Here is a 26044-nt window from a genome sequence, read left to right as displayed (position 1 = left end):
TTCGTTCCGCGATTGCGGACAAGGTGGGATTCATGGCGGAAACTTCGGCGAGACTGCTGCGGCTCCTGTCGTTGCTGCAGGCCAGGCGCGTTTGGACAGGTCCGGAGCTGGCGGACCGGCTCGACGTCACGACCAGGACCATCCGGAACGACGTCGAGCGGCTTCGCGGCCTGGGCTATCCCGTCGACGCGACGCCCGGCGTCTCCGGGGGCTACAGCCTGGGCGCCGGCGCGGCGATGCCCCCGCTGCTGCTCGACGACGAGGAGGCCGTCGCGGTGGCGATGGGCCTGCGCACGGCCGCGGGCGGCACGATCGCGGGGATCGAGGAGACGTCGGTGCGCGCGCTGGCGAAACTGGAGCAGGTGCTGCCGTCGCGGCTAAGGCACCGTGTCGCGGCGCTGAATTCCGCGACGCTCGCGGTGCAGGGCGGCGGGCCGACGGTCGACGCCGAGGTGCTCGCGGCCATCGCCGCCGCCTGCCGTGACCGTGAGACCCTGCGCTTCGATTACGTGGGGCACAACGGATCCGAGACGCGCAGGCAGGTCGAGCCGCATCGCGTCGTGCATATGAGCCGCCGGTGGTACCTCGTCGGCTGGGACGTCGACAAACAGGACTGGCGCACGTTCCGCGCCGATCGGGTGCGGCCGCGCACGCCCAACGGACGGCGTTTCGAGGAACGCGAACCACCCGAAGGCGGCGTTGTCGCCTACCTCCAACGTGGCGTCGGCGCCGCGTTGTGGCGGCACCACGCCACGATCCGGTTGCACGCCCCGGCCGCCGAAGCCGCCGCGAAGGTGCCGCCCGCCGTCGTCGTCGAAGCCGTCGACGAGCGGACCTGCCTGCTCAAGGCCGGCGCGGACACGTTGGAGTACCTGGCGCTCTACCTCGGCCTGCTCGACGCCGACTTCGAGGTCGTCGATTCGCCGGAATTCGCCGGGCACCTGCGTAAACTGATCGGCCGGTTCAGTCGTGCGGTGGACGCTTGACGTCGAAGACCAGCTCCGGGCGCTCCCAGGTGATCTTCGGCGGGCTGGGCGGTACGACGCCGACGCGGCGGGCGCCCATCCGCTCGTAGAACCCGGCGGCCGGTGGATGCGAGACGACGCGGATCTCCGTCATGCCGAGGTCCGCGGCCTGCCCGAGCATGTGCTCGATCAGCCACGCGCCGATGCCCGTGCCCTGGGCCGAATCGGCGACGAACAGCAGGTCCAGCTCGGCCGGGTACTCGATCAGGCTGTAGAAACCCACCACGTCCCGCTGTGCGTGCGCGACGAACGCGGGATGAGTGGCGAGGTAGTCCTCCGTGACCTGGTAGTTCTCGAGGATCGACGCGTACTCCCCTTGGTAGGCGGCCGATTCGTGCATCAGCGCCGTCAGCCTGGCGGCGTCGGAAGCGCTTGCCCTGGAGATGCGGTAGCTCGTCACGAGCGCAGCTTAGAACGTCACACCGACAGTTCTTGACCTCCAGCTATCTGGAGGTATGAGGCTGGGTTCCGACAGCTGGGGACGAACTGGAGGAACAAGATGAAAGCGGCCGCGTTCACGGAAGCCGGTGGCCCGGAAGTGCTCCGGGTGCTGGAGCTGGAGGAGCCGCACGCCGGGGCGGGGGAGGTCCGGGTGCGGGTGAAGGCGGCGGGGGTGCAGCCGTACGACGCGGCCGTGCGGGCTGGCTGGGAACCCGCGGGCCTGGAGCTGCGTTGGCCGCGTGTCCCGGGGAACGAGTTCGCCGGGGTCGTCGACGAGGTCGGTTCCGGAGTTAACGGCCTCGTCGCGGGGACCGAGGTGCTCGGCTTCACGGCCGTGCAGGCGTACGCCGAGTACATCGTGGTGCCCGCGGAGAACGTCACGCCGAAGCCGGCGGAGATGCCGTGGGAGGTCGCGGGCGGGTTCACGGCGGGGACGCAGACGGCGTACCTGGCGCTGGACGCCCTGCGGGTCGCCCGCGGCGAGACGCTGCTGGTCCACGGTGCGGCGGGCGCGGTGGGCACGGCCGCGGTCCAGCTCGCGGCGCTGCGCGGGGCGAAGGTGATCGGGACGGCGAGCGAGGCGAACCAGGAGTACGTCCGCTCGCTCGGCGCCGAACCGGTGGTCTACGGTGACGGCCTCGCCGACCGGGTGCGGGCCCTGGCGCCGTCGGGTATCGATGCGGCGCTCGACGGCGCGGGCGGGGTCGCCTTCGATCTTTCGCTGGAGCTGGTCGGCGATCCGCACCGCGTGCTCACGCTTGTCGAGCACGGCCGTGCGCCCGAGGCGCGGGCGCGGGTGGTCACCGGGACGCGGTCGGCCGAGCGGCTGGGAATGCTGGCGTCGTTGTACGTCAAGGGGGAACTGCGTTTCCTGGTGCGGCGGACGTATCCGTTCAGCGAGGCCGCGGCGGCGCACCGGGAGATCGAGACCGGGCACGGGCGGGGGAAGATCGTGCTGACCTTCCCGTAACGAGGTGTCGCCTCGTCAGACGCAGGAAACGCTGACGATCTTGACGGTCACCTTGGTTTTCGAGGACGGCGTCGAAAGCACCGAACGGCGCACGGTCACGTCCGTTCCGACGAAACTGAGCGTATCCGTGACCGGACCCGATTCGTCGCCGGTGATGTCGTAAGTCATCGAGCACATTCCGTGGCTCAAAATGGTTTCCGCGGAACCTTTGTAGGTCAGGGTGGGTTCGACGACCACGTTGCAGCCGGCGGAGCCGAAGCATTTTTTGGAATAGGTCTTCAGATCGAGGGTGAAGTCCGCCGGAGTGAGCGGCGGCGGGCTGGTCGTCGTCGGTGCCACATAGGCGCGCGGGGTCGTGCGGGTGGTGCTTTCGTAGGAGCCGTCGGCCAGGATCCAGCCGTTGACGCCTCGGCACGGCGGCTTGAGTGCCGAGTCCCGGCAAGGTGATGCGGTCGATTTCGACGCGACCTCCTTCCCGTCGCGTTCGTTGCCGAGTAGCACGAGCGTCATCGTCGTCGAGAGCGCCGCGGCGACGATGGCGGCGGCGAGTATCCAAGGCCAGCGTCGGGGTTTGGCCGGACGTGCGGCCGGTTCGGGTGGGATGTACATGGCGCGCTCCCGCTTTGTGGTGGCACTTGCCGGACGTACTCGCTCGATCCGCGCGTGGTGTTACAACACCTCCCGTCGATATCACCCCTTCGGTGGTAAATGAGCTCGGGAATTGTCGCTTAAAATTACGAACATCTGTTCGATGAATCGCGATATTATGGAGGCGTGTCCGAGACCTTTCTTCCCGAGTTGCCGCAGGAGTTGTGGCGTGCCGGCAAGCTGGAGCTTGCCCATGGCGTGCTGCAGTCTTTGCGGGTGATTCGGGTGGCGACCGCTGGTTTGGGACGGTTTCTGGCGGAGGTCGAGTCTCGGGGCGCCAAGGATTTGTTCGGGCATGGCAGTACGGCGAGCTGGCTCGCGGAGATGGCGGGGTTGTCGCGCGGTGAAGCGGGCGCGGTGGTGAAGCGGGCGATCGCTTTGAACCCGACGCGGAACCTGGATGGCACCGAAGCCCCGGCCGTGGCACCCGAGACGGCCGCGGTCGCCGCCGAGGGATTGGTCGGGGATGAACGGATCGACCAGATCCTGGAGATCTTGAAGAGACTCCCTGCCGACACCTCCGCCGAAGATAAGGCGGTCGCGGAGAAGATCCTCGCCGACCTCGCCCCGAACGCCGGTCCGCACCAGCTCGCCAAGGCTGAAGCGAACCTGCTGGGCTGGCTCGACCCTGACGGCAAGGAGCCGAAGGATCCGGAGCCGAAGGAACCACGCCGGGAACTCACGCTGGAGCGCCGCCGGGACGGGTTCTGGAAACTGACCGGCCTGCTGGACGACGAGACGGGTGCCCGGACGGCGGCCGCGCTGGAGGCGTATGCCCAGCCGCGACCGGTCGACGAATTCGGGCAAGCCGACCTGCGGATGAAATGCGAACGCCTGGGCGACGCCTGGGCCGAACTCCTCGACCTCGCCATCGCCTGCCCCGACCAACCCGGCACCAGCGGCTACCGCACCCTCGTCCACGTCACCATCGGACTCGACGAACTCAAATCCGGCGTCGGCACCGCCTGTCTCGATTTCGTGGGGACGATGACCGCCCGGGAAGCCCGGCTGGCCGCTTGCGACTGCCTCATGCTGCCGGTCGTGCTGAGCACCGCCGGAGAACCCCTCGACGTAGGGCGACTACGACGACTCGTCACCCCAGGCCAGAGACGCGCGTTGAACATCCGCGATGGTGGCTGCGCCTTCCCCGGATGCCACCGCAAACCCAAGAATTGCCACGCCCACCACATCATCCACTGGGCGGACGGCGGGCCGACGGATCTCCGGAATCTCGTGCTGCTGTGCGGTTTCCACCACCGGCTGATCCACCACGGTGATTGGGAAGTCCGGATGGCCGCCGACGGATTACCGGATTTCATCCCGCCTCAATACCGGGATCCGCTCCGACAACCCCGCCGCAACACCCTCCACCACCGCTGAACCCCGAGGAGCCCGCCAGCCACCCAGGCGACGGGCCCCTCGGCATGCCCGACATCGGCCAGGACCGGCGACTGTGTGGATCTTGGGACATCTGACGTCCCAAAATCCACACAGTCCACGGCCGATCAGAGAATCTCAGGACTCGCCGCCACCTCGGCAACGAAGACCGCCGCTACGCGTGCCCGCGTGGGTGTCGATCTCGGCATCGCTAAGTCCCTCGCAGCTTCCGGATCACCCCGCGCACCACCAACGGGGTCACGATCGCCACGAAAAGCACCAGTGCCGCCCAGCCGCCGAATCCGCCGAACCCGCCCTCGTCGTAGGACGCCGGTGCGGCTTCCCGCCAGTTCTTCGAGCCGCCGCCGGCCGACTCCTCGTCGGGGGTCGCCGTCGCGGTGGCGGTCTTGTCACCGGTGGCCGGCCCCGTGCTCGGGCCGGTCGACGCGTTCGGCCCGGCGGCGCCCGTCCCGGCCGCGGGTTTGCCGTTCGGGGCGATGATCCCGGCGGTCACCAGCGGGTCAGGTGGGCTGGCGGCACCCGCGCCGAGGCTGCCGTGGAACGTCGGGTTGGCACAGTTGCCCGCGTTCAGCTGTTTCGGCGGCTGCCCGGTGAGCCGTGCGTTGGAGTTCATGATCTCTTGCGACAGGTTCGGCGGCAGCGGCGAATAGCCGATGCGGGCCATGTTGATCTGGCCGTCGCACGCGACGTGTTCGAGGAACGCGGTCATCGTGTCGGTCTTGCCCTGGTCGCCATAGCCGCCGCGGCAGGTGTCCCGGCCGCTCGTGCACGGCATCATGATGTAGGAGTACGCCGAAATCGGGTACGTCTTCGGGTCCGCGTTCGAGTAGACCTTGTCGAGTTTCTGGCTCAGGTCAGGGCGGAGTTCCGCGAACTTCAGCGCGGAGGCGATGTTCTCCGCGTAAGGCTGCGTGTACTGCCCCGCGCCGTTCTGCACCCATGCCGACGGCACGTTGTGGCGCTGGGCGTAGGCGAATTCGTCGTAGGCGATGGAGAACGGGATGGTCGCTTTGCCGATGGCCTGCGCGATCTGGTCCGAGTCCGCGAGCAGCCGGTACCAGTCGGCGTCCGGTCCACGCTCGGGCAGCTGGATCGGGCGCACCCCGGCGGGCAGATTGCCCATCCCGTTGCCGACGTTGCGGGCGACGAAGCGCTGGTAGGCGTCGGGGGCCGCATGCGCGATGAAGTCGTAGAACAACGCCGTCGTCCCGGATTGCCCGGTCCGCCCGACCAGCGTGATGGGCTGGTCCGGCAGCGACTTCCCGCCGTTGGTCGCGGTGATCGCCGGATCACTCCAGCGCGTGATGTCCCGGCTGAAGATCCGGCCGATCACCTCGCGGGTCAGGTGCAGGTAGTCGACCCGTTTGCCCGCCTGGTCGGTGACGTTGTACATGACGGCGACCGCGCCGGCGACGTCCGGGACGTACTGGTAGCCGCGGGTCTGCGCGGTCACCCCGCCACCGCCGGCCGCGAGGAGCGAGGACACTTCGGCCTCGGTCCCGCCGAAGTCGACCGTCCGGTCGCCGTACTGATTGACCCCGGCTGGCGAGTTGGTCGCCGAGTAGTTGATCGGGATACCCCGCGACGTCGCACCGTTCTGCCAGTCGGTCATCGCCACACCGACATAGCTGGACCCCGAGCCCGTGACCCTGCTGAGCGCCGCCGCGCCGGGCGCGCCCGCCACGGAGATCGAGAGCAGCAGAGCCGAGATCCCGCCCAAAGCGCCCACCCTGCGCAAGGTCGTCATCCGAATCGCCCGTTCACGTAGTCGTAGGTGCGTTCGTCCGATGGCGCGTTGAAGATCGTGTCCGTCGGACCGTGTTCGATCACCCGGCCGGGTTCGTTCTCGGCCGCGAGGAAGAACGCGCAATGGTCCGAAACCCGTTGTGCCTGCTGCATGTTGTGCGTGACGATCACGACGGTCACCTCGTGCCCGATCTCGGCGATCGTCTGCTCGATCCGCCGGGTCGACGTGGGGTCGAGGGCGGAGCAGGGCTCGTCCATCAGGAGCACATTGGGCTGCACCGCGAGCGAACGGGCGATGCAGAGTCGCTGCTGCTGTCCACCGGAGAGGGCGCCGCCAGGTGAGCTCAGGCGGTCTCGGACCTCACGCCAAAGCCCAGCGCGTTCGAGACTCTGTTCCACGAGCGCGTTCTTGTCGTCGCATTTGACGCCGGCGAGTTTCAGCCCGGCGAGCACGTTGTCGCGAATGGACATCGCCGGGAACGGGTTCGGCTTCTGGAACACCATGCCGATACGCAGCCGGACCTGCTGCGGCCGGGTTCCGTCGGCGTAGATGTCCTGGCCGTCCAGCAGGACTTCGCCGGTCAGCGACGCGGACGGGACGAGCTCGTGCATCCGGTTGAGGATGCGCAGGAAGGTCGACTTGCCACAGCCCGACGGGCCGATCAGCGCGGTCACCTCTTTCGCGGGCATCCGCAACGATACGCCTTCGAGGACCAGCCGGTCGCCGAACCAGGCGCCGATCTCGCGCGACTCGAGTTCGGCCGCGCCGGGCGGCGGGCCGCCGGTCAAGGTGACCTGCGGCCTGCCGTCGGCGTCGCGGGGCGTGAGATAGCCGGTGGAGTACGGGTTCTCCCCGTTCTCGTCCACAGTGGACAATTCGGTGGTGTCGGTCACCGGTTCTCCTTCGTTCTTTTCGCCTTGCGCTTCGACCGGTCGCGTCCGACGATCCGCGCGATCGCGAACAGGCCGAAGATGAGCAGGATCAGCACGAGCGCGCCGACGTAGCCGCGCTGCTGGACGTTTTCCAGCGGCTGCTTGATGAAGCGGAAGATGAACAGTGGGATGCTCTCCTGTGGCGCGGAGAAGGGGTTGGCGTTCATCGCGAGCGAGCCGAACGAGGTGAACAGCAGCGGGGCCGTTTCGCCCGCCACCCTGGCGATGCCGAGGATCACGGCGGTGGTGACACCGGTGCGCGCGGTGGGCAGCACCACCGACCACACCGTCCTCGCCCGGCTCGCCCCGAGGGCCAGCGACGCCTCGCGCAGGCCGTCCGGTACCAGCCGGAGCACCACGTCCACGGTCCGCGTCACCGTCGGCAGCATGACCATCGTCAGCGCCAGGGTGGCCATCAAACCGTTGTAGCTGAACAGTCCCACGCCCGCCTGGATACCGGGGATGATCAGTGCCGCGTAGATGAACAGGCCGGCCACGATCGACGGGAGACCGCTCATCGCGTCGACCATGATCCGCACCGGGCGGCGGAACCGCGACCGGGTCTCGTTCAGGAAGATCGCGGTGAGCACGCCCAGCGGAACGACGAACACCAGGGTCAGCGCGGTCTGCTGAAGGGTGCCGACCACCGCGTGCAGACCGCCGGTCGCGGTGACCGGATCGGTCGGCGCGACGGCGGACATGTCGTGGGTGAAGAAGCCGAGGCGCAGGTATGGCGCGCCCTCGATCACGATGTAGGTCAACAGGAACAGCAACGGGACGAGCAGGGTGAGCGCCCCGGAGACCACGATCGTCGAGACGAGCCGGTCCGACGCGGCGAGCCTGCCGAGGCGGTCGCGGGTGACCAGGTAGAGCATCGCCAGGTACAGCAGGTAGGCGACGATCAGATCCGCCAGCCAGCCGGGGGAATCCAGCAGGAGATGCATGACGAACCAGGTGAGCAGCGTGGCCGACACCGCGCAGCCGAGCGCCGCCAGCCGGTCCTGCCGGGTGGTCTCCGACGGGCGGCGTTTGACGAGCTTGCGTGGAGCGGACGAGACCGGGGGAGCGACTGTCGTGGTCATCAGGCATCCACTCCCGCGCCGGACCGGCTCTTGGAGATGATCACCGAAGCGGTGAAGTTCGTGGCCAAGGTGAAGACGAACAACACCAGGCCCGCCGCCATCAGTCCGGACAGGAAGAGCCCCGACGCGCCGGAGTTGTTGGCGATGAACCCGGAGATGGTCGCGCCGCCGAACTGGAGGATGTGCTTCGTGATCTCCGGAACCTGGGGCAGCAGCAGCGAAACGGCGATCGTCTCGCCGAGCGCGCGCCCGAGCCCGAGCATCGAGCCACCGATGATGCCGCCCCGTCCGAAGGGCAACATGACTGTTTTGACCATCCCCCAACGGGTACTGCCCAGAGCGAGCGCCGCTTCCTTTTCCCCGGGCGGAGTCTGCGCGAACACCTCACGGATCACCGAGGTCGTGATCGGGAGGACCATCAGGGACACCACCAGCCCGGCGATGAACATGGACTGGATGTACAGCGTGTTCTCCTTGGACGCGAACAGCGGGAACCAGCCGAGGTTCTCGGTCAGCCACGTCGAAACCGGGACGATCTGCGGGCCGAGGAAGCTGAATCCCCACAGGCCGTACAAGAGGCTGGGAATGGCGGCGAGCAGGTCGACGAGGCCGGTGAGGAAGCCGCGGATCCGGCCACTGGAGTACTCGGTGATGAACAGCGCCGCGAGGATGCTCAGCGGCACGGCGACCAGGACCGCGATGAGCGCGACCACGATCGTGCCGTACAGGAGGCCCAGCACGCCGAGGACGCCGGAGGCGGGGTCGAACCGGATGGTGGTGAAGAAACCGAAGCCGCTGTTGTCGAAGGCGGGCCCGGACCGATACACCAGGAAGAAGCCGATGACCAGGAGGATGCCCAGCATGGCCAGCCCGGCGCCGGTGGTGACCCGGCGGAACGCCCGGTCGGCCCGGGAAAGGACTTCGGTGATCGCCCGCCGCACCGGGGTTCCCGGTGGGGACGGGTCGGGCCGGGGTGGCGCGACGGTCACGAGCGGCCTTCCTTCGTATCGGTAAGTAAACGAGTTCAGGGCACACCACTTCGCCCCTCGATGCGGCCAGTATGTGGTGCTCGATCCCGCGAAAGGTGTCCACGCGGAGAACGCCCGACGGGGCGAATGTGAATGTGTGCCGGGGCGGGTCCGGGGACGGTTGACCCCGAACGGGTGGCTCGGGGACGTTTGATTTCGGTGCGGCTCGTGATCGAGTCTCGCTCTCCGCCGTATGCCCGCGCACCTTGGGAGTCGTCCGTGTTCTTCGTCCGTGCGAGACAAGTCGGGATCTTGCTGATCTGCGGGGTGCTGATGGTCACGGGTGTGTCCGTCCCCGCGGCGCAGGCGCAAGCGCCGTCGAACCCGCCGTACACCCTCAAGACCGAGCCCGCCGATCTGTCGGCGGCCCGGAACGGCGAGCCGGTGCGGATCACGGTGTCGGGATTGGCGAGCGGCGCCCAGGCGTCCCTGAAGGTCTGCCCCGCGGTCCTGCCGGACAATTTGATCAAGGTCGCCGGGAAACCGCCGTGGAACCGGGAAAGTTCCGTCAGCGCGCGGGTCAATGCCTACTGCGGTGGGCTGAAGGACGAGTTCATCGCGAACGCGGCGCATATGGACAGTGCCACGGGCCGCCGGAGCAGCAGGACCGGCGACATCGTCATCGACACCCAGATCCCGCTCGGTTCCACCACCCCGAAACCGATCATCTGGGACCCGCTGTACACCACCTTCAACAAGAACGCCGAAGGTCAGGCCGACAAGCCGCCCACGGTTTCCTGGGCGGCCAATCCCGACGTCGTCGATCCGGCGACCGGTGCGAAGACCCGCAACAAGTACTCCTTCCGGTGCGACGAGAACAATCCCTGTTCGGTCGCGGTCACGATCACCGCGAAGAACGCGGACGGCGCGTTCGTGACCTGGATCGACAGCTCGATCCGATTCACCCCGTCGCAGCAGGAGCTCGGCGTCAAGGGGTGCAAGGGCGCCGGTCAGAACACCATCAGTGCCAGCATGCCGGAGCGGCTGGGCCGCACCGCGGTCGCTTGGAACCAGGCGCTCTGCGCGCCCACCCAGGCCGAGCAGCCGGCGAACATCGTGAGCGAGACGGAGGACGCCGGCCTGACCGCGTTCGACAAGGGCGACTCGGATCTGGTGATCACCGGCAGCGGGAACGCGCTCGCCACCCAGACCGTCCGGGACCGGCAGTACATCCCGGTCGGGATCAACGCGGCGGTCGTGGCCGCGGTCGGCTGGTCGCCGACCGACACCGACGACAACGGGAGTTCGCTCAACGCGAAGTTCACCGGCACCCTGCGATTCACCCACGACGAGGTGGCGAACATGGTCACCAAGGGGGGACAGCAACCCGATCTGGACGGCCGCGGCGGTATTTTCCGGAACGGTACCCCGCTGGTCGGCCGCAATCCGGCGCTCGCCTCCGTCACGAGAGAGAACGAGGCGAGCGCGGCCAGCGCCAGGGCCGGCGCCGAGAGCCTGGACTTCTTCGGGGTGACCGGGGAATCCGGACCGGGCACCGTGCCGCTCGCGTTGAGCAAGGTGCTCGCCGGGGCAGCGCCGTCGGCCTGGGTGTTCCCGAACAAGGGGACCGAATACTTCGGTGAGCTGGACGGGAAATCGCCGGGGGTGATCTCCGATCTCAACGCGCTCGATCCGGGTGCCCGTTCGCTGCACAACGTCGACGCGAAAACCGGTCAGCTCGCCGTGCGCAAGACGGTGCAGAACGGTGTCGTGGGAACGGGATTCGTCTGCACCGGCGGCTGTATGAGCTGGGTGATCACCGACCTCGCGACCGCGCGGGCCTACGGCTGGGCGCCGGTCGCGCTTCCGGACGGCAAGGGGAACTTCGTCGCGCCGACCAAGGAAAGCCTGCAGCTGGCGGCCGATTCGATGCAGGTCGGCGCGGACGGGACCGTGCAGCCGGGCACCGCGGCCAAGGACGGCGCGTATCCGCTGACCTTCGTGGAATACCTGGCCGCGCCGGTCAATCCGCTGATCGACGCGACCTGCAAGCCGATGACCGAGAAGCAGGCGCAGCTGAAGGCCGTCGCCGAACTGGCGAGCGGCTACGGCCAGTCGCTGCTCCCGCCGGGCATGACCCCGTTGAGCCCCGGCCTGGCGGCCGCCGTCCCCGCGCGAGTGGCCAAGATCGGCACGGGGACGGTCCAGGAAGCCTGTCAGGAAAGGGAAGAAGCGAAGAATCCGCCACCGGCGGGCGGGAACGGTGCCATGACGGCCGCCAATTCCTCGTTGACCGGTCCCTCCGGGGGAACGGGTTCGCCTGCCGGAACGTCGGCGGCGGCCGCCACCGGGCCCGCCCCCGCCGCCGCTCCGACCCCGGAAAGCGTGCTGGCGGCCAAGAACCTAGCCGAGTCGATCGACATCCCGAAGTTCGCGGGGGCCGGTGTGCTGGGTGCGCTCATTCCCTTGGTGGCGCTGGTGATCCTGGCGACGCTGCCGTCCGCGACGGCGTACGTCGCCGCCGGGCGCCCGGTGCCGAGGTGGCTGGTCGTCGCGCTGGCCGAGATCGGAGCCGCGTTCGCGATGCTCTTCGGTCTCCTGCGGGGTAAATCGGCCGGAGGCGCGGCGTGAGCACCTCCGTCGAAGAGAGACATCAGGAGCCGGAAACCCGCTTCCTGAGTTTCGGCCCGGGATGGATCGGCGCCGTCCTCGCCGCCTGGCTGGTCACCACCTTGGTGGCGCTGGCCCTGGTCGTCTACGCGCTGGGGCCGATGCTCCAGGCGAGCGACCAGCGGAAGGCGCTGACCGAGATCCGCGGCGAAATCGGCCTGGCGCTGGGGGCCAGCCAAAGCCTTTTCGGTGCCCCTCCGCCCACCGAACCGGTCGAGTTCGGGAAGCCGGTCGCCGTGCTGGAGATTCCCGCGCTGAAGCTGCAGCAGGTCGTCGTCGAAGGCGCGTCGAGCGGGGAAACCGCGTCCGGGCCCGGCCACGTGCCCGGCACCGCCGGTCCGGGGCAGCCGGGCAACGCCGCGATCGTGGCGCGCAACGCGGGTTACGGCGGCCCGTTCGGTTCGCTGGACGCGCTGGAACCCGGTGACGAAATCGTCGTCGCCACGACTCAGGGCAAGTCCGTCTACCGCGTGACCGAGAAGGCCACCCGTCCGCTCGACGAGGGAGTGGACTACGGCAAGACCCAGAACGACCGGCTGACCTTGGTGACCTCGGCGTCCTGGTGGCCGCTGGCGTCGGAGGAAGCGACCGTGGTGACCGCCGTCCTGGAGGGCAGGCCGTTCCGGCCGACCCCGCAGAACGGCAAGGCGGACGCGCAGGACGGCCGGACCGGCGACGGTGACGCGTGGGCCGGGCTCGTGCTGGCCTTTGGCGGATTCGTGGTGGCGGCGGCCGGGGCGACCTTCCTCTACCGCCGGTGGCGGCCGGTCTCCACCTACGTCATCACCGGTCCGGTGCTGCTCACCCTGGCGTCTCTGGCGGCGTTGGCGCTTTGGCGGCTGTTTCCCGCGTGGGCTTAGCGAAATTTCGGTCTTTTCGGACCGAAATCACTCCCACGATGTGGATCTTCCCCCGATACCGACTTTGGTCGGTGGACTCCTCACTGATCGCTCTTTAGATTCTCCCCATTACACCCGGTCAGGGGTAATTCATTCGGGCAGCCGAAGGAATTCCTGTCACGGGCTGTGCCGTGTGGGAACAGGGAGAGAATTCAATGAGCAGATTCAGCCGGGTGGTCACATGCTCGGTTCCGGTCGCGGTCGGGGCTTTGCTGCTGTCGACCGCGGTTTCCGGTGCCCAGCCGTCGGAGGAGGTGCGCACCCAGGCCGGGATCAGCGCCCTGCAGAGCATCAAGAAGAGCCTCACCCCGGCGGAGCGCAAGCAGTCGAGTCAGCTCGTCGTCGAGAAGCGCCTCCGCGCCGACAAGGGCCTGGCGGGCAAGCTGCCCGAGTACCGGACCGGGTTGGGCGTCAGCGACGCCGGCACGGTCGCTGTGGACATCAAGGGCGCCGGACAGTCCCTGGTGGACGCCGTCAAGGCGGCGGGCGGCACCGTCCGTTACGCCTCTCCCGCCGGCGCGATCCGCGCCGACCTCCCCCTGAACGCCGTCGACGCGATCGCCGGACGCGGTGACGTCGCCGAGGTCAAGGCCGCCTCCCAGGCCATGACCTGGAACGAGTCCGCCCCGCAGGACCGGCGGCAGGCCGCGGCCAAGAAGACCGCCGCCGCGCTGCAGGTCGCCGAGGGCGACAAGGCGCACGGCAACGACACCGCCCGCACCAAGTACGGCGTCACCGGCGCGGGCCAGAAGGTCTGCGTGCTCTCGGACGGCATCAAGTCGCTCCAGGCTTCACAGACCGCCGGCGAACTCCCCGCCGTCGACGTCCTCCCCGGCCAGGCAGGCAGCGGTGACGAAGGCACCGCGATGCTGGAGATCATCCACGACATGGCGCCCGGCGCCGCGCTCGGTTTCGCGACCGCCTTCACCAGCGAACAGAGCTTCGCCGACAACATCCGCGCCCTGCGCACCACCGGCAAGTGCACGATCATCGTCGACGACGTCTCCTACTTCGACGAGTCGCCGTTCCAGGACGGCCCGGTCGCGCAGGCCGTCAACGACGTGACCGCGGACGGCGCGCTCTACTTCTCCTCCGCGGGGAACTCGGGCAACCTGACCGACGGCACCAGCGGCTACTACGAGGGCGACTTCCGCGGCTCCAGCAGCAAGATCTCCGGGATCACCGGGACGCCGCACGACTTCGACCCGAGCGCCACGACCCAGCTGTACAACGCGCTTTCGCCGAACTCGGTGGGCCGCTACGTCACCCTGTTCTGGTCCGACCCGTGGGGCAAGGCCACCAGCGACTACGACCTGTTCGTGCTGAACTCGTCCGGCGCGGTCGTCGCCTCCAGCGAGGGCGCGCAGAACGGCACCCAGAACCCGTACGAGATCGCCCAGGTCCCGGCCAGCGGCTCGGGCTTCAAGGTCGCCGTGGTCAAGTACAGCGGTTCCGACCGGTTCATCGCGCTCAACGTGATCCGCGGCCGCTTCGTCGCATCGGGTGACCTGAAAGCCTTCAGCACCAACGGTGTCACCTCCGGCCACTCGGCGGCCGTCAACGCCTTCAGCGTCGCGGCCGCCCCGGCCGCCGGTGCCTTCGGCCGCGCGCTCGAAGCCGGTGACCCGGCGAACCCGGCCGGCCCGTACCCGGGCCTGTTCACCACCGCCAGCAAGTGGGAGCGGTTCACTTCGGACGGTCGCCGTCACCAGTTCTACAACCCGGACGGTTCGGTGATCACCCCCGGCAACGTGTCCTCGACCGGTGGCGCGACGCGGAACAAGCCGGACATCACCGCGGCCGACGGTGTCGCGACGTCGGTGAGCGGCTTCCAGCCGTTCTTCGGGACCTCGGCCGCCGCGCCGAGTGCCGCCGCCATCGCCGCGCTGCTGAAGCAGGGCAAGCCGGCCGCGACCCAGGCGGAGATCCGGAACGCGCTGGTGTCGACCGCGATCGACCTCGGTGCCCCGGGCTTCGACCCGGTCACCGGCGCGGGCGTGATCATGACCGGCCCGGCGCTCGCCGCGCTGGGCGTCGCCCCGAAGTAATCCTGTAGCGCGTGAAGGCCCCCTTCCCTCGGCTGAGCCGAGGGAAGGGGGCCTTCACGCGCTAGGAGGGGGTCAGGACTTGACGCAGGACAGGCCGTTCGGGCCGGAGACGGTCAGGAAGCCGTACCGCTTGATGGTGGTGGCGAGCTGGCCACCGCACAGCGGGCTGGCGGTCGCGGCGGTGTCACCGGCGGCGAAACCGACGGCGCGCTGGGCCTGGTCGTAGCTCGGCGTGCGGGTGTCGAGCACGTGGTAGACGCTGCGCGAGCCCAGGAACGCCGTGGTGAAGGCCGGGGTGTAGTTACCGGCCGAGCCGGCGACCGGGGAGCCGTCGAAGCCGGCGCCGGTCAGCGGGTTCACGGTGAAGCCCGCGCGCTTGTCCGCGGTCACCGCGTTGCCCTGGGCGATCCACTGCGCGATGGAGAACGGGGCGATCGCGTTGGCGCGGTCGGCGGAGGGGATCGAGTTGCCGTCGTGCTCCTGGAACCGCTTGATGGTGACCGGCTTGGTGGTGGGGTCGAAGCCGAGGACGGTGGTGGTGAAGAAGCCCAGCGTGCCGGAGCCGGTCTGGGGCAGGTAGACGACGATGGCGGCGTTGGCGCCACCGACCTGGTTCCAGTTGGTGATGGAGCCGTCGTAGATGCCGCGCAGCTGCGCCAGCGAGAGGGACAGGCCAGCGCCCGAACCGGTCGCCGAGGAGGACCAGGTGACACCGTCGGTGGCGAAGGAGTAGTACTCGAACGACGCGGGGTCGGACGAGCCGCGGGGCGAGGACGACCGCGCGATGTCGATCTTGCCGTCGCCCGCGTCACCGGAGGCCTTGAGTGCGGCCTTGCCCTGGGACGAGCCGTTCGGCGGCAGGGTGGTCGTGGTGTTGTAGACGACCTCGTCGGCGTACAGGTCACCGGGAACGGTGAAGGTCGCGCCCGGGGCGAGCAGCGGCGGGACGTTGACGTGGTTGTCGGGGTCGCTGTTCCAGGCGGCGCCGTTGGCGTTGGCCAGGATCGCGCCGGTGATGTCGACGGTGGTGTCCGAGCCCGCCGCGGCCAGGACGTCTTCGAGGCCGTTGGCCGGGGCGACCGCCGAGGCGGTGCCGGTCAGAGTGAGGCAGGCACACGCGGCGATGGCGGTGGCGCCGAGAAACCGAGTGGTACGAGCACGCATCTTGTTTGCACTCTTTCTCTAGTCCCCAAGTCGTCACGGGATTCCGTGACTTGGCCCAATCCTCGCTCCGCAACACTGTCCGGCGGCGGTGCTTCGCGTTCCCGCCCGACGTCCTGGTGGTTAATCTCCGGGGAACGCACTTTCCGTGAGCGGCCGTCACGGAGAACGATTCGGTGAAATACCGCCGGAATCGCGCCGGTATTTCCGGCGCCAATCGGCTATCGTCTCGATTCCTTCGCCGATGGACGCCTCGGTGGTGGCCGAGCGGAATCGGTCGAGGCCGCGCTGCGCCTCGATACGCCGTCCGTAGGCATGGCTGGCGATCGCGACGATCCGGTCTTCCCGATGCAGGCGCCAGCGCCAGCGTCCACCGCTGAGATGACTGAAATCGCTGGTCAGCTCTGAGACATGCGAGCTGAGCCAGGCGATCGCGGCGAGGCATTCCTCGGCTCGCGGATAGTCGTCGGGCGCCGAACCCAGCGACACGTTGTTGCCGCCGAGCAGCCGCCATCGAATGGTCTGCTCGCCGGTCTGGACGAGCTGAAAGCGTGGATTCTTCTTCACCGTTCACCGTCCTGACGGCGAGGTGAACGGTGTGAATTCCCCCTGATCACATCCGGTGAATCGCCTCGATGTGGTGAAGGGGTTACCGGTTTTCGTGAAGGCGCGACGGCCGACGGGTGAACGTTTTCCTTCGATGGCGGCGCGCTAGCCTGAACGGACGCGGGTAATCGGAAAACAATCACCGAGCCGGATCGGTCCGGCACGGTCTGCGAGGAGGTTCGATGGGCAACGGCAGGACCGCGGTCGTCACCGGGGCGGGTTCCGGGCTCGGCAGGGAGATCTCGCGCGCGTTACTCGGCGCCGGTTACCGGGTCGCCCTCGCCGGCCGCCGCGCGGACGCGCTGGCCGAGACCGCGGACGGCGCCGCGAACGCGCTTCCCGTGCCCACGGACGTCGCCGACCCCGATTCCGTCGCCGCGTTGTTCGAGACGGTCCGCTCGGCGTGGGGGCGGCTGGATCTCCTGGTGAACAACGCGGGTGTTTCGGTGGGCGGGACCGTCGACGAACTGTCCTTCGCGGACTGGAAACGCGCCGTCGACACGAACCTGACCGGGATGTTCCTGTGCGCGCAGCAGGCCGTGCGGCTGATGAAGGCGCAGGACCCGCGCGGCGGCCGGATCGTCAACAACGGCTCGATCTCCGCGCACGCCCCGCGTCCCGCGTCCGTCGCCTACACCGCGACGAAACACGCGGTCACCGGGCTGACGAAGTCGATCTCCCTCGACGGGCGGGCGTGGAACGTCGCTTGTGGACAGATCGACATCGGCAACGCCGCCACCGAGATGACGCTGCGGATGGCCGACGGGATTCCTCAGGCCGACGGCAGCGTCAAGGCCGAGCCGACCTTCGACGCCCGCCACGTCGCGGACGCCGTGCTGTACATGGCCGGGCTGCCGCTGGACGCGAACGTGCAGTTCCTGACCGTCACGGCGACCGCGATGCCATACATCGGGCGCGGCTAGCGAATCACGGGATCACCTTCGCCTTCCGGAACTCGTCGAACAGCCGGAAGAACATCGCCGGCGTCTCCGCGTACTCGTGGAAACCGGCCCGCCGGGCCTTCGAGCCGTCCGCGAACATGTCGTAATCCCAGCCGAACACGAAGTCCGCGAATCCCCACGACGACGAAACGGCGCTGTACGGCACTTCGAGGCCGTACTTCGCGGCGATCGAGGTCCAGAGTCCCTCCTTGTCCGCCATGACGACGTCCAGCGACATGGGGAGCGGCGGCGCCACCTCCAGGTCGAAGTACCGCGCGATCCGCGGCCAGAGGTCGCTCCACCGGAACAGGTCGCCGTTCGCGATGTTGTACGCCTCGTTCTCCGAGCCGGTCGCCCACACGGTGGCCTTCGCCAGCAGCCCGGCGTCGGTCATCTCCAGGAGGCTGTCGTACGCGCCGGGTTTGCCGGGGAACCGCAGCGGCAGCCCGAGTTCCTTCGAGATCGACGCGTAGACCGCGATGGCCAGCGCGAGGTTCATCGGGTTGCCCAGCGCGGTACCGCCGACCACCGACGGCCGGATCGCCGACCACGTCCAGGTCTTCCCCGCTTGGCGCCGCTCCAAAAAGGACTGCTGATCGACGTTGAACTCGGGCGGCATGTGCCCGGCGTCGTCCTCGCGCGCCGGGGTCTTGAACGGGCCGAGGTGGGCGCCGTAGACCTTGTAGCCCTGCATGAGGCTGATGTGGCGCAGGCCGGGCGCGGCGGGTTCGATCGCGTCGACGAGGTTGGTCAGCATCGCCAGGTTCGGCGCGACCAGTTCCGCCCAGGTCGGCTTGTCGACATAGGCCGCGTAGAACACGTGCGTGACGTCGTCCAGGCCGCCGAGTTTCGCGCGGGTGTCGTCCGCGTCGAGCAGGTCGACCGCGATCTGGCCTGGGCCGCCGCGCCGCGACAGGCCGATGACGCGCCAGCCGGGCAGGGTCTCCAGGTGTTCGATCAGGTTCTTGCCGATGACCCCGTTGGCCCCGGCGACCAGGGCGACCTTGCGTTCTTCGTTCATGTCATCGAGCCTGGACCCATCGCACGGATAAGTCCAAGGCATAGATCTCACCACTCCGATAAACTCTCTTCATGACCAGTTTGCGGCAACTCGAGTACCTGGTGACCGTCGTCGACACCGGCTCCTTCACCAAGGCCGCCGAATTGCTGCACGTGACGCAGCCCGCGCTGTCGCATCAGGTGCGCGCGCTGGAGAAGGGCGTCGGCGGCCCGCTGCTCGAACGGCTGCCGCGCAGCGTCCGGCTCACCCCGATGGGGCGCGCCATGCTGCCGCACGCCCGCGCCACCCTCGCCGACGCCGAACGCGCGCGATGCGCGGCCCGGCAGGCGTCCGGGCTGGAGGCCGGCGAGCTCCAGATCGCGACGGTTTACTCGGTCGGCATCGGGGTCCTGCCCGCGGCGTTGCGGGTCTGGCGCCGGGAGCGGCCCGACGTCGACGTCCGGCTGGTGGAGTTCCGGCACGCGGACGAGCTCCGGGAGGCCATGGCGGCGGGGGAGGCCGACGTCGCGGTCGGCCCGGTCCCGCCGGGCTGGGATGGGCCGGTCCGCGAAATCGGTGCCGAGGAGTTCGTCGTGGTCCTGCCGATCGACGGGCCGCGCGAGGACGACGGCAGCGGCGTCGTCGACCTGGCGACCCTCGCGGACTGCGCGTGGGTGCACTACGCGCCGGGTAACGGGCTCGCCGACCTCGTCGATCAGGCGTGCGCGGCGGCGGGCTTCCAGCCGAGGGCGGCGGTCCGGACCGAACAGAGCGCGGCGGCCCCCGTGCTCGCGGCGGCCGGACTCGGCCCCGCGCTGGTCCCGGCCAACGTCCTGCCCGAAGGTTTCCACGGCCGTGTCCTGCGGCCCGAACCGGCGATCCGGCGCACGCTCGCTGCCTACTGCCGCAGCACGCCCGACCCCCTGACCTCGGCCTTCATCGACGTCGTCGCGGGGGAGTGCACGCTCGGATCACCGCACGGTGGCACCTGACAGGTCCACGCCGCCGAACGCCGTCGCCTTGACGTCGCCGACGCGGTCCGCCCAGACGGCGTGCCCGTGCCCGGACCACAGCGGCACGACCGGGAGGTCCCGGAGCAGGTGGTTCTCCACCAGCCGGTAGACCTCGCCGCTCTCGCCCGCTTCGGTCTCCTCGGCCGATTTGAGCAGGTCGGCGAACCCGTCGCTCTGATATCCGGTCGCCTTCGCGATCTCGGCCAGCACCTCCTGCGGGCTCGGCGTCAGCAGGGCCACGTCGATCGCGAATGGACCCTGTCCGGGCTCCGGGGCGAGCGGGACGCCGACGGCCGCAGTGACCTGCTCCGCGAGCGGGCGCAGCCAATTCGCCTGCGACTGTCCGAAGTGGACAGGTGTGGCCGGGAACTCCGCTTGGGTCAACAGGGATTTCCCCGCTCCGGCGTCGAAGGTGCAGGGACGGCAGGTGCTGCTGCGCTCGCCCGGAGCGACCGCGGGTGGCAGCAGCGATTTCGCCGGATCCACCTGCTTGCCGAGGGCGCCGGCCTCCAGCGCCGCGCGATCGATCCCGAGCGCGAAGCCGTGCCGGACGGTCGCGTCGGAGAAATGCGGTGCGGTCAGGGGAAATCCGAGGTAGGCGACGGTGGGCAGGGCCCACATCACGTGCCGCTGCGCGAAATCGGCGTGCATGGCCTCGTGACGATCGCCGGGGACGAACGTGGAAAGATCGAGTTTCCCGGCCTTGACCTCGTCGTATTGCGCCGCCGCGTCGCCGGTCTTGAGCTCGATCACGCGCGCCTTGCCCGGCGCGTCCGCCACGCGGACGAGTTTGCCGCCCGACGGCTGCCACGCGCCCTCCAGGCGGAACGGCCCGTTGCCGACGGGCCGCTGCGCGAAACCGGCCCAGTCACGGGAAGTCAGTGCGGACGCGGGCAGCGGGACCAGCGCGGGCGACGACAGCAGTGCCGGAACCTGACCCGACGGCCGGTCGAGCACGAGCCGGATGGTCAGGGGATCCGGCGCGGTGATCTCCTTGGCGCGCAGGAGTTCCTTGACCACTCGGGTGGCTTGCCACTGTTCCGCGCCGATCGCCTTCCAGGTGTCCACATAGGACTGCGCGGTCACCGGGGTGCCGTCGTGGAACTTCCCGCCGTCTTTGAGCTTCACCGTCCACGTGATCCGATCGGTGCTGGTGAACCCTTCGGCCGCCCGCGGCGACGTCTTGCCCGTCGCCGGGTCGTGATCGGCCAGCGGCGTCCACAGCGCGCCGGTGAGCATCCGCCCGGACTGGTCACGGACGTCCGCGGGGAGCAGGGTCGCCGGAGCGGCCAGGCCCACGCGAAGAACGTCCGGTGCGGGCGGTTCGCCGGATTCCGTGCAGCCCACCGCGACGAGGGCGGCGGCCAGGAGCGGGACCAGAAGACGCAAGCGCATGGTCATGTCATAGCAGTCCCACACCGACCATTGGCGGTTGTGCGGGCAAAGTGGCGATCATAAGGTGCAGGGACCAGCCTGGGAGGTTTCTGTGCGAGGAAACTGGTTGCTCCGCTCGTGCCTGGCGCTCGCCACGGTCACCGCGACCCTGATCGCCACCGGCCTGCCCGCCGCCGCGTGCGGCGAAGAGGACAAACCGGCGGGCGAGAAGGTCCGGGTCGCGGGCGCCCCTGGCGCGGTGAAGAACGTCAAGGCCGTCGGCAACGTGCCCGACGCGCAAGGCGCCATCGCCATGGGGTTCCTGCAGTACGGCAAACGTGACGTCATGGCCGTTTCCGGCGAGTTCGGCCTGAAGGTCTACGACCTCACGAAGAACCCCACCGCGCCGAAGCTGATCGGCGAGGTCAGCCTCCCCGGTCTGTGGGAGACCGAGGACACCGAGGTGGACGTCAAGCGCAAGCTCGTCTTCCTCGCGCGGGACCCGCGGGCCTACGGCGGCACCACGCAGACCGGCGAGTCCGGTATCTACATCATCGACCTGAAGAACCCGGACAAACCGGTCCTCCTGAGCTACACCAAGGTGCCCGCCGGTCACACGACCAGCTGCGTCGACGACTGCCGGTACCTGTGGACCGGTGGCCCCGCGAAGGCCGCCAACCAGCCGGCGGAGTGGGGCGGCCGCCCGATCTGGGTGACCGACATCCGCGACCCGCGCAACCCGAAGACGTTCCCGAACCCGATCGAACTCGCCCGCAACGACGGCAAGACCGACTACGTGCACGACGTCCAGGTCGACGCCGAGGGCGTGGCGTGGGTGTCCGGGCGGGGCGGCGTCCGCGGCTACTGGACCAACGGCTACCACCGCGATCCCGTGCAGGGCAAGGTCCGCCGCGCGACGCCGTTCGACCCGGTGCCCTACGCGGGCGGCGGGATCGAGGAGACGGCGGCGCCGTCGAAGTTCATGCACAACAGCTTCCACCCGGCCGGGCACCGCTCGGCCGACGGCGCCGACTCGAACCGCTGGCGCGGCCGCGACCTGATCTACGCCACCGAAGAGTCTTTCCTCGACGGTTGCGCCGGTGACGGCGTGCTGACGATCTCGTCGCTGCAGAACTCCTACAACGGCGAAGGCTGGCGTTCGACGCCGGAGAAGCCGTTCCGCCTGAAGTCCGTCGGAACCTGGAGCGTCGCCGGTCAGGAAGGCAGCGATCCGGCCTCGGGTGACTGCTCCGCGCATTACTTCGACATCCGCGGCAAGGTCCTCGTGCAGTCGTTCTACGCGCAGGGCACGCGGTTCCTCGACGTCAGCGACCCGACCGACCCGAAGCAGATCGCCTACTTCCGCCCGGCGGACGCCAGCGCGTGGGCGCCCTACTGGCACAAGGGTTACGTCTATGTCGCCGACAACACTCGCGGAATCGACATCCTGAAGCTGACCGCCTGAGCGATGATGTCCCCATGCGCACCCTGGGGAAGACGTTGGGGATCACGGCCGCGATCGTCCTGATCGCGGCCTGTGATCCGGTCCCGCCGAAGGAGACGGCCGTCCACACCGACCCGGCGCCGGTCGCCGAGGACTTCCCGGAGGTTGGCGAGATCGTCGCGGCCTCGTGGGTCGAGGAGAGGATGGGCGCATCCGAGGGGCGGGACGCGGCGCCGGGGCCATCCGATCTCCGGTTGTCCGCCCTGGTGAAGCTGCGCCGCGAGGCCGTCACGAAGGTGCTGGCCGACTACAAGTGTCAGGCGGGCTCCCCGGCGGTGCCCGAGTCCTTGAAGGGGCTCTTCCCCTCCGGCGTGAAGTGGCTTTCCTGCGCGCTGCCTACGACCACGAAGTCGCGGACCGCGTTCGTCGCCGACGGGTCCGAACAGGCTTTCCTCACCTCGACGACCATGTGACGCGTCAGTTCTTGAGCTTGGCGTTCCAAGCCGTCAGCGTCAGCTTGCCGGTGGTGCCCAGATCGGTGTCGACCGCGATCCGCTGCTCCGGGTCGCCCTTCGCGGCCGCGACCGTCACATAGGCGCCGGCCTCCGGCGAGCCCACGGTGACGGTGTTCGACCACGAGACGATCGATCGCCATGTACGACGTGCCGTGCTCGGCCTCGACCGCCATCGGCCGCTTTTCCTTGTCCAGCAAGCGGACTTCGGGATAGCCGGTGAGCGTGCGCGGGGTCGTGCCGCAGTTGGTGAGGGTGAGTACGACGGCGCGGTGACCCAGCGCGGCCTCGACCGGCCCGGATTTCACCGTCACGCCGGTGTCGAGACAGCCCGCCGGTTCGACGGTGCCCGGCACCGGCGTGGGCACGGGCTGGGGGAGCGGCCCGCGATGTCGCGAAAGCCACTTTCGGGACATCAGACGTCCCGAAAGTGGCTTTCGCGACACGTCCGGGCCGATCGCCCGACGGTCGGCTCACCACAGAACTCAGGCCAGCAGCTCCTGCAGCTCCCGAATCGCGTTGTCCAGCTCCGTCGCGAACAGCTCCATCTCGTGGGCCACGTGCTTCGGCGTGCACAGGTACAGATTCAGCGACTCCGGCAGCAGCACGTACGCGACACCGATGCACTGCGGGCTGGTCGACCCGAAGCCGAAGTACTGGATGTTCACCGACGGCGCCGAGCTGGTGCTCAGGTAGTCGTCGCGCATCTTCAACCAGCCGGGTGACGAGTACAGCGCCGGAGAGTCCTCGACGCCGCGCCGCTTCTGGATCAGCTGCAGCTCCCACAGGTGCTGCTCCGGCGCGTCACCCGCCTGACACTCCTTCGCCCGCGTGACGTGCTTCGCGGCCGCCGCGCGGAAGGCCGCCTGACGCGTCTGCCGGTCGGCCTGCGGGTCGTCCATCACCTGGACGAACCACTGCACCTCGGGCGTCACCACTCGCATCGCTTCGGTGCGCCCGTTCTGGTACTGCCGCGTCGCGATCGACTCGTACGTCGCGCCGGTGATCCCCTTCGCCCGCTTGTGCGCGAGCTGGTACGCCATTTGCGCGAAGGCGTCCGGGGACATCCCCAGCTCCTTCGCCCGCTTCGCGCCGAAGTCGGTGAAGGACACCGTCTTCGTAGCGGTCGCGTCGGCGTACTCGGCGAAGGACGCGGCAGCGGCGCGAGCGTCTTCGCGCAGCGCCTCACCCAGGACGAACTCGATGACCTCGGACGCCGGGACGCCGTCGGCCGGCGGGCGCTCCAGCCGCGTTCCGCTCAGCAGCGCGTCGGTGAACCCGAGGATCGTGGTCCCGTCCAGTTCGCAGTGCTCGACGTTGATCCCCGCCGTGCCGTCTTCGAACACGATGAGCGAAACGGCCTTGTCGAACCAGCGGTTCCCGCTGTCGCCGTGCAGCAGGTTGTCGCACGCCTCCTGCGTGTTCGCCGGCGTGAAGTCCTCCAGGCACAGGCAGAACAACGCCGTCTCGATGTCGTCGAGCGCGGCCGCGTTCCCGGCGGCGAGCAGCGCTTCCCGCGTCGCCGCCCACTCCGCCCTCGCCTTGGTGGTGAAATGCCCGGCGGCGGTCCGCGGGTCCTCGACGAAGTTCCCCGACTTCACGATCGTCTGCAGTCCCGCGACCAGTTGATCGGGGGAGTACGGGCGGCCGTCCGGCGCGATGACGTCCATCCGGAACGGCGTATCGCGGTGGAAGACCACGATATGCCGCGCCTTCGACGGCCCAGGCCAATCTTCGCGGTACGGCGTGCGCGCGGTGTCCTGCACGGCGCCGGGGATCCGCGTCGCCGAGAACAGGAACTTGTGCTGCACCATCGACTGCGGCTGCCCGCGCAGCACGATCGGCGGCACCAGTTCCTCGTCGAGCTTCAGCTTGTAGTCCACCGCCGACGCCGCCAGTTCGGCCGCGCGCTCCAGCTGCCCCAGCGGGGATTCGGTGAACAGGAAGAAGAAGTTCGCGTTGAGCGCGATCCGGTCGCGGCGGCCGAGGTAGCGGTACGGCCAGAAGGTGTCGAGCCAGCTGCGGACGCCTTCCCGCTTGTCGTAGGCCTCGAGCGCGCTCTGCAGTTCGTGCGCCGGGCTTCCTTCCGCGAGGAACTCGGCGACGGCGCCTTCGGTCGCCGCGAGCTCGCCAGGGGTGAGCAGCGGCGAGCACCACTCGAGAAACCGGCGACAGGTGTCCTCCAGGCTGGGGACGGGGACCCGCGGCAGGATGTCCTCGTTGCCGAACGTGCGGGTGGACGGTTCCGGACTGCTCACGATCATCCTTGATCTCGAAGGGGAAGGGCGTTCAGCGCGGAGGCGAGCCCGCCCGCCGCGCCGTTCGGCCGGGAGACGTACAGCCGCGCGTACAGGCGGCCGCCGTCCTCCAGCCCACGCGGGTCGACGCCCGCGACGGACAGATTGTCCAAGATCTGCGACTGTTCCTCATCCGAAGCGAACCGCCGCTGCGGGAAGACGCCGTCGATCCCGGTCGTCTCGTACCCGAAGTCGGCGAGGCTCTCGGCGACCGGCCGGTACGAGAACATCCGCAGGACGAAATGCGCCATCCACGGCCGGTTTTCCCGCGCGATCCGGACGAGGGTCTTCTCCGTGACGTAGCCGACGCAGCCGGTCGAAATGACGATGTCGACGTCGGCCAGCAGCGCGCGCTGCTCCTCTGTCGGGTCTTCGCTCTCCAGATCCGCGTGGATCGCTTCGTCGATGAAACCCGCGGCGAGCGCGTAGTCCAGAGCGGGAGCGGAGGCGTCGAGGCCGATGAAGCGAACTGAGTCTGTCGCGACCATCCGGCGATCACGCGCGATCAGCTCGTCCCGGCTCAGCGACTCACAGTCCCGGTAGTGGTCGTACAGCCGCTCCATCGAGGTGCCGCAGCGGTGCAGCGCCGCGTTGACGCCGTAGGAACAGCCGAGGTCGAGCACCGTCGGGACCGCGACGCCGGTCTCCGCGCGGTACTCGTCGATCAGTTTCGCGAAGTACGCCTTGGCTTGCTGAGGGATGGCGTAGTCCAGCCTGCGCAAGGTACCGAAGAACGCACGGGGATCGGGCTCGGTGTAGATGTGGTCGAAAGAGATCTTGCCGGTCGAATCGAAAGGCACGGCCAAGCTCCTGACTGAGTGTCTGTAGGTGAACCCGCGACCGCGATCGACGTCGGCAGGGCGCTGCC

At 68.9% G+C, this 26044-nt stretch carries 23 protein-coding genes and 1 pseudogene; 10 read left to right on the top strand and 14 right to left on the bottom strand.

The annotated features are described in order from the left end of the window. Nucleotides 1-32 precede the first annotated feature (32 nt). Entirely contained in the window at nt 33-986 is a 954-nt protein-coding gene (locus H4W30_RS30930) for a helix-turn-helix transcriptional regulator (RefSeq protein ID WP_192746003.1), read from the top strand. Here H4W30_RS30930 and H4W30_RS30925 read toward each other — a convergent pair. After that, nucleotides 964-1425, bottom strand: a complete 462-nt coding sequence (locus H4W30_RS30925) for a GNAT family N-acetyltransferase (RefSeq protein WP_192746002.1) — start codon at nt 1423-1425, stop codon at nt 964-966. The two genes, H4W30_RS30930 and H4W30_RS30925, sit on opposite strands and share 23 nt — an antisense overlap. A gap of 99 nt (nt 1426-1524) precedes the next feature. On the opposite strand from H4W30_RS30925, the gene H4W30_RS30920 reads away from it, so the two are divergent. Continuing rightward, entirely contained in the window at nt 1525-2436 is a 912-nt protein-coding gene (locus H4W30_RS30920) for an NADP-dependent oxidoreductase (protein ID WP_192746001.1), read from the top strand. A gap of 15 nt (nt 2437-2451) precedes the next feature. Here the strand turns inward: H4W30_RS30920 and H4W30_RS30915 are convergent, their stop codons facing one another. Next, nucleotides 2452-3045, bottom strand: coding sequence for a hypothetical protein (locus H4W30_RS30915; protein ID WP_192746000.1), 594 nt, complete (start codon nt 3043-3045; stop codon nt 2452-2454). Between the two features lie 165 nt (nt 3046-3210). On the opposite strand from H4W30_RS30915, the gene H4W30_RS30910 reads away from it, so the two are divergent. Next, nucleotides 3211-4464: an HNH endonuclease signature motif containing protein gene (locus H4W30_RS30910; protein WP_192745999.1), complete on the top strand. Its 1254-nt coding sequence runs from the start codon at nt 3211-3213 to the stop codon at nt 4462-4464. A gap of 208 nt (nt 4465-4672) precedes the next feature. Here the strand turns inward: H4W30_RS30910 and H4W30_RS30905 are convergent, their stop codons facing one another. From H4W30_RS30905 to pstC, 4 genes are all read right to left on the bottom strand, one after another. After that, nucleotides 4673-6229 (bottom strand): substrate-binding domain-containing protein, encoded by a 1557-nt coding sequence (locus tag H4W30_RS30905; RefSeq protein ID WP_192745998.1) that lies wholly within the window; start codon nt 6227-6229, stop codon nt 4673-4675. Further along, nucleotides 6226-7017, bottom strand: coding sequence for a phosphate ABC transporter ATP-binding protein (locus H4W30_RS30900; RefSeq protein WP_192746877.1), 792 nt, complete (start codon nt 7015-7017; stop codon nt 6226-6228). The genes H4W30_RS30905 and H4W30_RS30900 overlap by 4 nt, the downstream gene beginning before the upstream one ends. A gap of 101 nt (nt 7018-7118) precedes the next feature. Further along, nucleotides 7119-8243: a phosphate ABC transporter permease PstA gene (gene pstA, locus H4W30_RS30895; RefSeq protein ID WP_192745997.1), complete on the bottom strand. Its 1125-nt coding sequence runs from the start codon at nt 8241-8243 to the stop codon at nt 7119-7121. Further along, nucleotides 8243-9232, bottom strand: a complete 990-nt coding sequence (gene pstC, locus H4W30_RS30890; protein WP_192745996.1) for a phosphate ABC transporter permease subunit PstC — start codon at nt 9230-9232, stop codon at nt 8243-8245. Before pstC ends, pstA begins: the two co-directional genes overlap by 1 nt. Nucleotides 9233-9490: 258 nt before the next feature. On the opposite strand from pstC, the gene H4W30_RS30885 reads away from it, so the two are divergent. The 3 genes from H4W30_RS30885 to H4W30_RS30875 all read left to right on the top strand — a co-directional run bounded on the left by H4W30_RS30885 (nt 9491) and on the right by H4W30_RS30875 (nt 14828). Then, the gene (locus tag H4W30_RS30885; RefSeq protein ID WP_192745995.1) at nt 9491-11842 is read left to right on the top strand and encodes a hypothetical protein; all 2352 of its coding nucleotides are present in this window, start codon (nt 9491-9493) and stop codon (nt 11840-11842) included. Then, nucleotides 11839-12741 (top strand): sortase, encoded by a 903-nt coding sequence (locus H4W30_RS30880; RefSeq protein WP_192745994.1) that lies wholly within the window; start codon nt 11839-11841, stop codon nt 12739-12741. The genes H4W30_RS30885 and H4W30_RS30880 overlap by 4 nt, the downstream gene beginning before the upstream one ends. Nucleotides 12742-12935: 194 nt before the next feature. Beyond that, nucleotides 12936-14828: a S8 family peptidase gene (locus tag H4W30_RS30875; protein WP_192745993.1), complete on the top strand. Its 1893-nt coding sequence runs from the start codon at nt 12936-12938 to the stop codon at nt 14826-14828. Between the two features lie 72 nt (nt 14829-14900). On the opposite strand, the gene H4W30_RS30870 is transcribed toward H4W30_RS30875, so the two are convergent. Both H4W30_RS30870 and H4W30_RS30865 read right to left on the bottom strand, forming a co-directional pair. Next, nucleotides 14901-15992, bottom strand: a complete 1092-nt coding sequence (locus tag H4W30_RS30870) for a substrate-binding domain-containing protein (protein WP_192745992.1) — start codon at nt 15990-15992, stop codon at nt 14901-14903. A gap of 156 nt (nt 15993-16148) precedes the next feature. Next, complete coding sequence (locus H4W30_RS30865) at nt 16149-16556, bottom strand: YegP family protein (RefSeq protein ID WP_126735611.1); 408 nt, start codon at nt 16554-16556, stop codon at nt 16149-16151. 221 nt (nt 16557-16777) lie between these two features. On the opposite strand from H4W30_RS30865, the gene H4W30_RS30860 reads away from it, so the two are divergent. Beyond that, complete coding sequence (locus H4W30_RS30860) at nt 16778-17518, top strand: SDR family oxidoreductase (protein ID WP_192745991.1); 741 nt, start codon at nt 16778-16780, stop codon at nt 17516-17518. 4 nt (nt 17519-17522) lie between these two features. Here H4W30_RS30860 and H4W30_RS30855 read toward each other — a convergent pair whose 3' ends face one another. Then, nucleotides 17523-18557 carry an SDR family oxidoreductase gene (locus H4W30_RS30855; RefSeq protein WP_192745990.1) on the bottom strand — a complete coding sequence of 345 codons (1035 nt, stop codon included), beginning with the start codon at nt 18555-18557 and terminating at the stop codon, nt 17523-17525. A gap of 71 nt (nt 18558-18628) precedes the next feature. Here H4W30_RS30855 and H4W30_RS30850 point away from each other — a divergent pair, with 71 nt between their 5' ends. Further along, the gene (locus H4W30_RS30850; RefSeq protein WP_192745989.1) at nt 18629-19528 is read left to right on the top strand and encodes a LysR family transcriptional regulator; all 900 of its coding nucleotides are present in this window, start codon (nt 18629-18631) and stop codon (nt 19526-19528) included. Here the strand turns inward: H4W30_RS30850 and H4W30_RS30845 are convergent. After that, nucleotides 19508-20950, bottom strand: a complete 1443-nt coding sequence (locus H4W30_RS30845) for a peptide ABC transporter substrate-binding protein (RefSeq protein WP_192745988.1) — start codon at nt 20948-20950, stop codon at nt 19508-19510. The two genes, H4W30_RS30850 and H4W30_RS30845, sit on opposite strands and share 21 nt — an antisense overlap. A 100-nt stretch (nt 20951-21050) precedes the next feature. Here H4W30_RS30845 and H4W30_RS30840 point away from each other — a divergent pair, with 100 nt between their 5' ends. Further along, nucleotides 21051-22388 (top strand): LVIVD repeat-containing protein, encoded by a 1338-nt coding sequence (locus tag H4W30_RS30840; RefSeq protein ID WP_192746876.1) that lies wholly within the window; start codon nt 21051-21053, stop codon nt 22386-22388. Between the two features lie 14 nt (nt 22389-22402). Further along, entirely contained in the window at nt 22403-22840 is a 438-nt protein-coding gene (locus tag H4W30_RS30835) for a hypothetical protein (protein ID WP_192745987.1), read from the top strand. A 4-nt stretch (nt 22841-22844) separates the two neighbouring features. Here H4W30_RS30835 and H4W30_RS43885 read toward each other — a convergent pair whose 3' ends face one another. The 4 genes and pseudogenes from H4W30_RS43885 to H4W30_RS30820 form a co-directional block, all read right to left on the bottom strand. Continuing rightward, nucleotides 22845-22985, bottom strand: a complete 141-nt coding sequence (locus tag H4W30_RS43885; RefSeq protein ID WP_225950756.1) for a hypothetical protein — start codon at nt 22983-22985, stop codon at nt 22845-22847. 103 nt (nt 22986-23088) lie between these two features. Next, nucleotides 23089-23295: pseudogene (locus tag H4W30_RS43880) on the bottom strand (DUF4232 domain-containing protein); the annotation flags it as partial. 69 nt (nt 23296-23364) lie between these two features. Next, nucleotides 23365-25143, bottom strand: a complete 1779-nt coding sequence (locus tag H4W30_RS30825) for a choline/carnitine O-acyltransferase (protein WP_192745986.1) — start codon at nt 25141-25143, stop codon at nt 23365-23367. After that, complete coding sequence (locus H4W30_RS30820) at nt 25140-25976, bottom strand: class I SAM-dependent methyltransferase (protein WP_192745985.1); 837 nt, start codon at nt 25974-25976, stop codon at nt 25140-25142. Before H4W30_RS30820 ends, H4W30_RS30825 begins: the two co-directional genes overlap by 4 nt. Nucleotides 25977-26044 lie beyond the last annotated feature (68 nt).

The sequence above is a fragment of the Amycolatopsis roodepoortensis genome, from assembly GCF_014873915.1.
Lineage (GTDB): Bacteria > Actinomycetota > Actinomycetes > Mycobacteriales > Pseudonocardiaceae > Amycolatopsis > Amycolatopsis roodepoortensis.
Note: the sequence above shows the minus strand (reverse complement) of the source record. Positions and strands in the feature narration are given on the sequence as shown.